This window comes from Lysinibacillus antri, assembly GCF_003977595.1.
GTDB classification, from domain to species: Bacteria; Bacillota; Bacilli; order Bacillales_A; family Planococcaceae; genus Ureibacillus; species Ureibacillus antri.
The window spans coordinates 1-1,295 of record NZ_RYYR01000066.1 but is presented as its reverse complement, the minus strand read 5'-3'; the positions used below and the strand labels follow the sequence as shown (position 1 = coordinate 1,295).

Annotated in this window: 14 tRNA genes; all 14 read right to left on the bottom strand. The window is 54.0% G+C overall.

Annotated elements, in window-relative coordinates:
- Nucleotides 1-18 precede the first annotated feature (18 nt).
- Nucleotides 19-94, bottom strand: a tRNA-Asp gene (locus tag EK386_RS19855).
- 2 nt (nucleotides 95-96) lie between these two features.
- Nucleotides 97-171 (bottom strand) — tRNA-Met (locus EK386_RS19850).
- 23 nt (nucleotides 172-194) lie between these two features.
- Nucleotides 195-287 (bottom strand) — tRNA-Ser (locus tag EK386_RS19845).
- A 15-nt stretch (nucleotides 288-302) separates the two neighbouring features.
- Nucleotides 303-379: transfer RNA gene (locus EK386_RS19840), tRNA-Ile, on the bottom strand.
- Nucleotides 380-385: 6 nt separating this feature from the next.
- Nucleotides 386-459 (bottom strand) — tRNA-Met (locus EK386_RS19835).
- A 17-nt stretch (nucleotides 460-476) separates the two neighbouring features.
- Nucleotides 477-552 (bottom strand) — tRNA-Ala (locus tag EK386_RS19830).
- 25 nt (nucleotides 553-577) lie between these two features.
- Nucleotides 578-654 (bottom strand) — tRNA-Pro (locus tag EK386_RS19825).
- Between the two features lie 7 nt (nucleotides 655-661).
- Nucleotides 662-738 (bottom strand) — tRNA-Arg (locus EK386_RS19820).
- A 9-nt stretch (nucleotides 739-747) separates the two neighbouring features.
- Nucleotides 748-836, bottom strand: a tRNA-Leu gene (locus tag EK386_RS19815).
- Nucleotides 837-841: 5 nt separating this feature from the next.
- A tRNA-Gly gene (locus EK386_RS19810) sits at nucleotides 842-916 on the bottom strand.
- Between the two features lie 35 nt (nucleotides 917-951).
- Nucleotides 952-1,036: transfer RNA gene (locus tag EK386_RS19805), tRNA-Leu, on the bottom strand.
- Between the two features lie 10 nt (nucleotides 1,037-1,046).
- Nucleotides 1,047-1,121, bottom strand: a tRNA-Lys gene (locus tag EK386_RS19800).
- Between the two features lie 7 nt (nucleotides 1,122-1,128).
- A tRNA-Thr gene (locus EK386_RS19795) sits at nucleotides 1,129-1,204 on the bottom strand.
- A 5-nt stretch (nucleotides 1,205-1,209) separates the two neighbouring features.
- Nucleotides 1,210-1,285, bottom strand: a tRNA-Val gene (locus EK386_RS19790).
- Nucleotides 1,286-1,295 lie beyond the last annotated feature (10 nt).

The window sequence follows — 1,295 nt, the reverse complement described above, 5'->3', positions numbered from 1 at the left end:
GAGCTATCGACCCATTAATGGCGGTCCCGACCGGGATCGAACCGGCGATCTCCTGCGTGACAGGCAGGCATGTTAACCGCTACACCACGGGACCATTGGTTGCGGGGACAGGATTTGAACCTGCGACCTTCGGGTTATGAGCCCGACGAGCTACCACTGCTCCACCCCGCGATAATATTATTGTTTTTAAAAAATGGCGGAGGCAGTAGGATTTGAACCCACGCGCGGTTTAACCCGCCTGTCGGTTTTCAAGACCGATCCCTTCAGCCAGACTTGGGTATGCCTCCGTTTTATTATTTCGTTGGTGGACCTTGCAGGACTCGAACCTGCGACCGGACGGTTATGAGCCGTCTGCTCTAACCAACTGAGCTAAAGGTCCTTAGAGTGGCGGCAGAGGGGATCGAACCCCCGACCTTACGGGTATGAACCGTACGCTCTAGCCAGCTGAGCTACGCCGCCAGGATCTTTATTATTTATGGTGGAGCCTAGCGGGATCGAACCGCTGACCTCCTGCGTGCAAGGCAGGCGCTCTCCCAGCTGAGCTAAGGCCCCATAATTTTATCTCAGTTAGACTTATTGGTCGAGAAGACAGGATTCGAACCTGCGACCCCTTGGTCCCAAACCAAGTGCTCTACCAAGCTGAGCTACTTCTCGTAAAATATGGCGCGCCCGGCAGGAGTCGAACCCACAACCTTCTGATCCGTAGTCAGACGCTCTATCCAATTGAGCTACGGGCGCTTTTTAAAATGGTGCCGAGGACCGGAATCGAACCGGTACGGTAGTCACCTACCGCAGGATTTTAAGTCCTGTGCGTCTGCCAGTTCCGCCACCCCGGCACATTTGGAGCGGAAGACGAGGTTCGAACTCGCGACCCCCACCTTGGCAAGGTGGTGTTCTACCACTGAACTACTTCCGCATGTGCTTTATTTTTTCTGGCAATATTCATTAAAATGGTGCGGGTGAAGGGAGTCGAACCCCCACGCCTTGCGGCGCTAGATCCTAAGTCTAGTGCGTCTGCCAATTCCGCCACACCCGCTTAAAAAAACTGGTGAGCCATGAAGGACTTGAACCTTCGACCCTCTGATTAAAAGTCAGATGCTCTACCACTGAGCTAATGGCTCTTACAAATGGTGCCGGCGAAAGGAGTCGAACCCTCGACCTACTGATTACAAGTCAGTTGCTCTACCAACTGAGCTACACCGGCATTGATGGTGGAGGATGACGGGCTCGAACCGCCGACCCCCTGCTTGTAAGGCAGGTGCTCTCCCAGCTGAGCTAATCCTCCTGGGTAATAT